This is a genomic window from Elstera litoralis (assembly GCF_000963705.1).
Taxonomy (GTDB): Bacteria; Pseudomonadota; Alphaproteobacteria; order Elsterales; family Elsteraceae; genus Elstera; species Elstera litoralis.
Map to the genome: position 1 here is coordinate 1 of NZ_LAJY01000347.1, position 7894 is coordinate 7894.

Annotated in this window: 5 protein-coding genes and 2 pseudogenes; all 7 read left to right on the forward strand. The window is 63.0% G+C overall.

What is annotated here, in order from left to right; genetic code table 11:
• The first annotated feature begins 81 nt into the window (after nucleotides 1-81).
• A pseudogene (locus VZ95_RS25655) lies at nucleotides 82-233 on the forward strand (DprA-like winged helix domain-containing protein).
• A 36-nt stretch (nucleotides 234-269) separates the two neighbouring features.
• Nucleotides 270-2999, forward strand: a complete 2730-nt coding sequence (gene topA, locus VZ95_RS13255; RefSeq protein WP_045776269.1) for a type I DNA topoisomerase — start codon at nucleotides 270-272, stop codon at nucleotides 2997-2999.
• 109 nt (nucleotides 3000-3108) lie between these two features.
• Nucleotides 3109-5298 (forward strand): ribonuclease R, encoded by a 2190-nt coding sequence (rnr, locus tag VZ95_RS13260; protein ID WP_156995289.1) that lies wholly within the window; start codon nucleotides 3109-3111, stop codon nucleotides 5296-5298.
• Nucleotides 5299-5338: 40 nt separating this feature from the next.
• The gene (locus VZ95_RS13265; RefSeq protein ID WP_045776270.1) at nucleotides 5339-5734 is read left to right on the forward strand and encodes a DUF983 domain-containing protein; all 396 of its coding nucleotides are present in this window, start codon (nucleotides 5339-5341) and stop codon (nucleotides 5732-5734) included.
• Nucleotides 5735-5807: 73 nt separating this feature from the next.
• Nucleotides 5808-7466, forward strand: coding sequence for a S41 family peptidase (locus VZ95_RS13270; protein ID WP_198148288.1), 1659 nt, complete (start codon nucleotides 5808-5810; stop codon nucleotides 7464-7466).
• Nucleotides 7467-7602: 136 nt separating this feature from the next.
• Nucleotides 7603-7803, forward strand: a complete 201-nt coding sequence (gene rpmI, locus VZ95_RS13275; protein ID WP_045776272.1) for a 50S ribosomal protein L35 — start codon at nucleotides 7603-7605, stop codon at nucleotides 7801-7803.
• Nucleotides 7804-7825: 22 nt separating this feature from the next.
• Nucleotides 7826-7894 (forward strand): annotated as a pseudogene (gene rplT, locus VZ95_RS27215) (50S ribosomal protein L20); the annotation flags it as partial.

The following is a 7894-nucleotide window of genomic DNA, read 5'->3' on the forward strand; positions in this document are numbered from 1 at the left end:
CAGCCGGACCTGTTTCGTGCCCCGCCGCCCCCCGATCCGGAGGCCGCCGAGCTTGCCCGCGCCCGGCCTATTCTGTGTGAGATGTTGTCACCATCGCCTGTCGCGGTTGACGAATTGCTGCGGCGGTGTCAATTCTCCCTGCTGTCGTGCAAACCATTCTTCTGGAATTGGAGCTTGCAGGGCGGCTGGAACGCCACCCCGGCGGGCAAGTTGCCCTGCTGATGGTGCGCTAACACACGCTATCCCCGGGCCGGGAGAAGACAGGGTTCATGAACGTCGTCATCGTCGAATCGCCCGCTAAGGCCAAGACGATCAACAAATATCTCGGCTCCGACTACACAGTCATTGCCTCCTACGGCCACGTCCGCGACCTGCCGCCGAAAGACGGTTCGGTCCGCCCGGACGAGGATTTCGCGATGTCGTGGGAGGTCGAAGACCGGGGCGCGCGGCAGGTGTCCGAAATCGCCAAGGCGGTGAAGGGCTCAACCCGCGTCTTCCTCGCAACCGATCCGGATCGCGAAGGCGAGGCGATTTCCTGGCACGTGCTGCAATGCCTGCAAGACCGCAAAGTGCTGAAGGGCGTCGAAGTGAAGCGCGTGGTGTTCCACGAGATCACCAAGGCCGCCGTGCTGCACGCCGTTGCCAATCCGCGCGACATTAATCAAGAGCTGGTAGACGCCTACCTTGCGCGCCGGGCACTCGATTATCTCGTCGGCTTCACCCTCTCGCCCGTGCTGTGGCGCAAGCTGCCGGGCAGCCGTTCGGCGGGGCGCGTGCAGTCGGTGGCGCTGCGCTTGATTTGCGAGCGCGAATCCGAAATCGAAATCTTCAAGTCCGATGAATATTGGTCGGTTGATATCGACTTCCTCACCGCCAAAAGCGAAAATTTCACCGCGCGCCTGACCCATCTGAACGGCAAGAAGCTGGATAAGCTCAGCTTGGGCGAAAAGGGGGCCGCCGATGCCGCCGTCGCCGTGGTCAATGCCGCGCAGTTTCGCGTCGCCTCGGTCGAGAAGAAGCAGAGCAAGCGCCACCCGGCACCGCCCTTCACCACCTCGACGCTGCAACAGGAAGCCAGCCGCAAGCTTGGCTTCGGTGCCCAGCAGACGATGCGTGTCGCGCAAAAGCTCTATGAAGGCATCGAGCTTGGCGGCGAGACGGTCGGTCTCATCTCCTATATGCGAACCGATAGCGTCACCCTGTCTGGCGAAGCCATCGGCGGTTGCCGCCGCCTGATCGGCCAGGATTATGGCGATACCTACCTGCCGAGCAGCCCGCGCGCCTATAAATCGAAAGCGGCGAATGCCCAGGAAGCCCATGAGGCAATCCGCCCGACGGATCTGTTCCGCCGCCCGAAGGATATGGCCCGCTACCTCGATCAAGACCAAGCGCGGCTCTACGAGCTGATCTGGAAGCGCACCATCGCCTGCCAAATGGAAAGCGCGGTGCTGGATCAAGTCGCCGCCGATCTGAAGGCCCATGATGGTTCGGCCCAGGCGCGGGCGAATGGTTCGACGATCCTGTTCGACGGCTTCCTAAAACTCTATCTCGAAGGCCGCGACGACGCCGAGGATGAGGAAAGCGGCATGCTGCCGCCGCTCACCGAGGGCGATGGCGTGAAGCGGCTCGACACGCGCCCCGAGCAGCATTTCACCCAGCCGCCGCCGCGCTACAGCGAAGCGAGCCTCGTGAAAAAGCTGGAAGAGCTTGGCATTGGGCGGCCCTCGACCTATGCCTCGATCATCCAAGTGTTGCAGGACCGCAATTATGTAGTGCTGGAGCAAAAGCGCTTCGTGCCGGAAGATCGCGGGCGACTGGTGACGACCTTCCTCGCCTCCTTCTTCGACCGCTACGTTGAATATGATTTTACCGCCAATCTCGAAAGCCAGCTCGACGATATTTCGGCAGGGCGGATCGATTGGCGCGCGGTGCTGCGGGCGTTTTGGGAGCCCTTCATTAAAGCGGTGGACGGCACCAAAGATCTGACCATCACTCAGGTCATCGATACGCTCGATGCCGCCCTGGGCGACCATTTCTTCCCCGATCGCGGTGACGGCAAGAACCCGCGCGCCTGCCCCGCCTGCACCGAGGGCCGCTTGGGCCTTCGCCTTGGGCGCACGGGCGGCTTCATCGGTTGCTCGAACTATCCCGAATGCCGCTACACCCGCGCGCTGGCCATTGACGGCGGCGACGGCGAGGCCGATGGCGAGTTGGCCGGGCCGAAGCTGCTGGGGGACGATCCCGCCACGGGCCTGCCGATCACCTTGCGCAAAGGCCCCTACGGCGTCTATGTGCAGTTGGGCGAGGGCGATAAGGAGAATAAGCCAAAACGCGCCTCGCTCCCCGCAGGCGTAAAGCCTGCCGATGTGGACTTGGACCGCGCGATTTCGATGCTAGCGCTGCCGCGCACCATCGGCAAACACCCGGAAACCGGGGACGAGATGACTGCCGGAATCGGGCGCTTCGGCCCCTATATCAAACACGGCAAAGCCTATACCTCGCTCCCCAAAGGCGAGGACGTGCTGACGATCGGCCTCAACCGAGCGGTCGTCGTGTTGGCAGAAGCCGCCGAGCGGGCGAAGAACCGCGCGGTGAAAGACCCCGGCAAGCCGCTCGGCCCCCATCCCGGCGGCATCGGCGATATCGCCTTGCACGACGGCAAATACGGCCCCTATGTAGAAGTCAACGGCGTCCGCCAGACGGTGCCGAAGAATATCGACCCGGCTACCCTGACCGCCGATCAAGCGGCAGCCCTGCTCGCGCCCAAGCTGCTCGAAGCCGAGAAAAACGGGAAGAGCAAGGCCAAGCCGAAAGCGAAGGCCGCGACCGCGAGCAAAGCAAAGGCTCCCGCTAAGACGGCGGCGAAAGCCCCTGCGAAGGCTAAGGCTCCCGCCGCGAAGAAAACCACGAAGGCCGCGACCGCCGATGACGGCGACGCGCCTGCGAAAACGACACCAACCCGCGCGCGCCGGACCAAACCCGCGCCCGTGGCCGAGTAGGATATTGTGATCCCCCATCCCCCCAAGAAGAAAACCGCCGCGCCTTTTCCGACGCGCGAGCAAGTGATTGAGTTTCTGAAAGAAAAATCCCGACGCAGGCCGCCGCCAGATCGCCCGCGCCTTCAATATCGTCGGCGACGAGCGCATTCAGCTTAAAATTCTGCTGAAGCAGATGGACCGCGACGGCCAGATCGAAGGCGGCTTGCGCCGCATGGAGCCGCTCGCCGCCGTGGCTGTCATTCAGGTGCGCTCGCTCACCCTCGACGGTGAGCCGATTGCCGAACCCGTGGGCTGGAGCCGCAACGAGCCGCCGCCAAAGATCTTCATCGCCGATAACGGTAAGATCGGCGCGGTCGGCCTCGGGGATCGGCTGCTGGCGAAGCTGGAGCGCGAGGGGCGGGATTATCTCGCCTTCCCCATCCGCCGCCTCACCTTCAGCCCGCAAACCGTGGTTGGCGTGTTCGAGAAAACCCCCACGGGCGGCTTCATCAAACCCGCCGATAAGCGTGACCGCGAAGAATATCGCGTCGCCCGCGCCGATGTCGGTGATGCCCGCTCCGGCGAACTCGTGAAAGCCGAGCTTATTCCCCAGCGCGGCACCGGCGAGAAGCGCGTGCAGATCACCGAGCGCTTGGGCATTTTCGGCGAACCGCGCACCTTCAGCATGGCCGCGATTGCCGCCGCCGATATTCCGCTGGACCAGCCAGAGGGCGCGCAGAAAGAAGCCGACGCCGCCGTTCCCGAGACCCTGGGCGACCGGGCCGATCTGCGCGCCATTCCGCTCGTCACCATCGACGGCAGCGACGCCCGCGATTTTGACGATGCGGTGTTCGCCGAAACCGATACCGACCCGGACAATAAGGGTGGCTGGCATCTGCTGGTGGCCATTGCCGACGTGGCGCATTATGTGCAGCCCGGCTCGGCGCTCGATATTTCGGCGCGGGATCGCGGCAATTCGGTCTATTTCCCCGACCGCGTCGTACCGATGCTCCCCGAAGCGCTCTCGAACGGGCTCTGTTCGCTGCGTCCCGACGAGGATCGCGCCTGTTTGGCCGTCCATATCTGGATCGACGCCAAGGGCCGCAAGCTCTCGCACCGTTTCGTGCGCGGGCTGATGTGCTCCAAAGCGCGCATGACCTATGAGCAGGTTCAAGCGGCGATGGATGGGCATGCAGAGGACCTAACCGCCCCACTCCTGGAGCCGGTCATTCAGCCGCTCTACGGAGCCTTTCGCGCGCTGCTGACCGCCCGCAACGAGCGCGGCACGCTGGAACTCGATATTCCCGAGCGGGTCGTTTCGGTGGATCGCGACACCGGGGCGGTGCTCAGCATCGCGCCGCGTGCCCGGCTGGATAGTCATAAGCTCATCGAAGAATTCATGGTTCTGGCCAATGTCTGCGCGGCGGAAAGCCTGGAGCAGGCCCAGCAGCCGTGCGTCTACCGCATCCACGATCAGCCCTCAATAGAGAAGCTAACGTCCCTACGCGACTTCCTCAAAACCCTGGAACTGCCGCTGGCCAAGGGCCAAGTACTGATGCCGAAGCATTTTTCGGCGCTGCTCGATAAGGCCGCCAACACGCCTTATACACAGATGGTCAGCACGATGGTCCTGCGCAGCCAAGCGCAAGCCTGCTACAGCATGGAAAATATCGGCCATTTCGGGCTTGCCCTGCGCCGCTATGCCCATTTCACCTCGCCCATCCGCCGCTATGCCGATCTCTTGGTTCATCGTGCCCTAATTCGCGGGCTGCATCTGCCGGGCGAGGGTGCCTTGCCCGAAGGGCAGGATTTGGAGGCGCTGGAGAAGATCTGCGACCATATCACGATGACCGAGCGCCGCGCCGCCGCCGCCGAACGGGAAGTGCAAGACCGCTATACGGCGGCCTATTTGGCCGGGCGGCAGGGCGAAATTTTCCCAGGGCGCATTACCGGCGTTACCCGTTTCGGCCTGTTCGTGCAGTTGCAGGAAACCGGGGCCGATGGGCTTATTCCGATTCGAACGCTGCCGTCCGACTTTTATCACCACGACGAAAAAGCCCACGCGCTGATTGGCGACCGCAATCATCGCATTTTCCGCCTGGGCCAAATCCTCTCGGTGCAATTGGTCGATGCCGATCTGGTTACAGGTGGCGTGGTTCTTGCTTTGGTTGAGGGCGAAGGGCCTGCGGAGGGGCAAACCGTGCCGGGGAGCCCTCAGCGGAAACCCGCGCGGGGCCGTCCGCCCGGCTTAAAACCGGCGGCCGCCCGCCCGGCACGCCGGGGTGGTGCGCCAGAAACGCGGAAGAAGCGGCGCACTTAGTCTGCTAGGGTCCGGTGCCCTTAACGGAGTTCAGAAGACGATGACCGAGCAGTTTGGCACTGAAATGGCTGTGGAGCGCCGGTCGATCCTGTCGGCGATGCTGAAAGGCGCAAAGCGCTGCTGCCCGAACTGCGGCGAGCGGCGCTTGTTCACTAGCTTTGTGAAAATCGCCCCCACCTGTACCCACTGTGGGATAAAATTTTCCGACTATCGCGCCGACGATGGACCCGCCTATTTCACCATTTTCGTCGTCGGGCACATCATCATTCCGGCCATGCTGGTGGTGGAACAGGCCTATTCGCCGCCGAATTGGGTGCATATGGCGCTGTGGTTGCCGTTGACGGTTTTGCTCAGCCTCGCCTTTCTGCCGCTCATCAAGGGCGCGGTTGTCGGGCTGCAATGGGCCTTGGATGTTAAGAGCGACGACCAAAGATAATCTGAGTTCGGGCATAGGGACCCTGCCGCTTTCCTCGCGAAGCGCAGGGCGGATGGTAGTTACGGCGATGAGTATGGTGCTGACACAGACCCTGCGGCTTTGTCTCGGAACGGCCTTTTTAATGGTCGGCGGGTGCGGCGCGGGTGCGACTGACGGAACGATGGCCCCGACGACGAACGTTCTAGGGGCCTTGAGCCGCGTCACGCCGGTTGGGCTCTTCGGCGCATCGACCGACGAGAAAACCGCCGCCGACGCGCAAGGGGTTCCCGTTCGGGATATGGAAGAGGTTCTGACCTTTGTCTATAAGAGCGTTAACAGCAATTACGTCGACCGCGCGCCGCTCAAGCCGCTTGTCGTCGCCGGACTGAGCGGCCTGTCGCGGCTTGATGCCAAAATCGCCGTGCAGGATCAGGGCAGCAGCCTGCGCCTAACCTATGACGGCAAGCCGATTGCCCAGCTCGACCCGCCGAGCAATACCGAAAGCCCGAGCGGTTGGAGCCGCGTGGCGGCAACCGGAACGGCCCTGGCCGAATCGGCGTCCCCCGCCCTGCGCGGGATTGAGACCGACGATATCATCAGCGCCCTGCTGAACCCGGCGCTCGGCGCGCTCGATCCCTACACGCGCTACCTGTCGCCCGCGCAAGCCCGCGATGAGAAGGCCAGCCGCAGCGGCTTCGGCGGCGTTGGCGTAACTCTCGATACTGAGCAAATCGGCGTTATCCGCACGGTGTTGGACGATACGCCCGCCGCAAAGGCCGGGCTCGTGCCGGGGGACCGGCTCACGAGTGTCGGCGATAAGCCCGTTCAGCCCCTCACCCAAAATCAATTGATCGCCCTTTTGCGCGGCGAGATCGGCGCGCCGGTGACGCTGACGATCCAGCGCGGCGAGGCACCGGCCTTCACGCGCACGCTGAAGCGCATGAAAATCTACCAAACCACCGTGCGCGGCCAGCGCGACGATGCGGGCATCGCCGTTGTTAAACTGTCGGGCTTTAATGATGGCACACTTGATGCCTTCAAAGCCCAGATGCGCAAACTAACCGATGCCGGGCCGGTGCGCGGGATGGTGCTCGATCTGCGCGATAATCCGGGCGGCATTTTCCGCACCGCGCTCGATATTGCCGATCTCTTCCTCAGCGACGGCCCGATTATGACGGTGCGCGACCGGCGCGGGATCGTGAGCGAAAGCGTGGCCAGCGCGGGCGACGAGGTGCTGCCGAGCAAAGTGCCGCTGGTCCTACTGACCAACGGGCAAACCGCCTCGGCCTCGGAAGTCTTGGCCGCCGCTCTACAAGACCGGGGTCGCGCGGTGGTGGTTGGCTCCCGCTCTTTCGGCAAGGGCTTAGTGCAGACCGTCTACGAAGATTTACCCAATAAGGGCGAGTTTATTATGACGACGATGCGCCTGCACTCGCCGCTGGGCTATTCCCTACATAAATACGGCGTGGTGCCGACCGTCTGCACCTCGCGACAAGCCGATGCGCCGACAAGTGCCGCCCAGATTACCGCCGATATGCGCACGCCGGATTTCCACCCGGAAGACGTGCTGCAAGCCCGCCGCACGGTCGATAAAGCCACCGAAGCCGCCCGCGAAACCCTGGTCGGCCTCTGCCCGCCGCTCACCAAGCCGCGCACCAATGATGTCGATATGGCGGTCGCCGAATCGCTTCTCGCCGATCCCGGCCTTTACGCCCGGGCGCTCCCCGCGCCGACGATTGCGCGCAAACCCTAGCAGGTTCGTGCTTGCATCGCCGATCTTTCTGGCTATACTCCGCGCTCCCTTGGGGTCCTGCCCCTTGGGACTAACCGCGCCTAGGCAGACGGACAGCCTGGCCGGTTGGTTCATATTCCCCCGAATGGAGGCCCAAATGTCCAAAATGAAGACGAAAAGCAGTGCCAAGAAGCGCTTCAGCTTCACGGCCAGCGGTAAGGTTAAGTTTGGTGTTGCCGGCAAGCGCCACGGCATGAGCAAGCGTCCTAAAAAGATGATTCGCCAAGCCCGCCGGACCGAGATCATGTGCGAAAGCGATCGCGGTCTCGTTCTCAAGTACATGCCGTACAACCGCTAATCGAACCCTGGGATTTTAGAAAATGGCACGTGTTAAGCGGGGCGTAACGTCCCATGCCCGTCACAAAAAGATTCTTGGTCTTGCCAAGGGT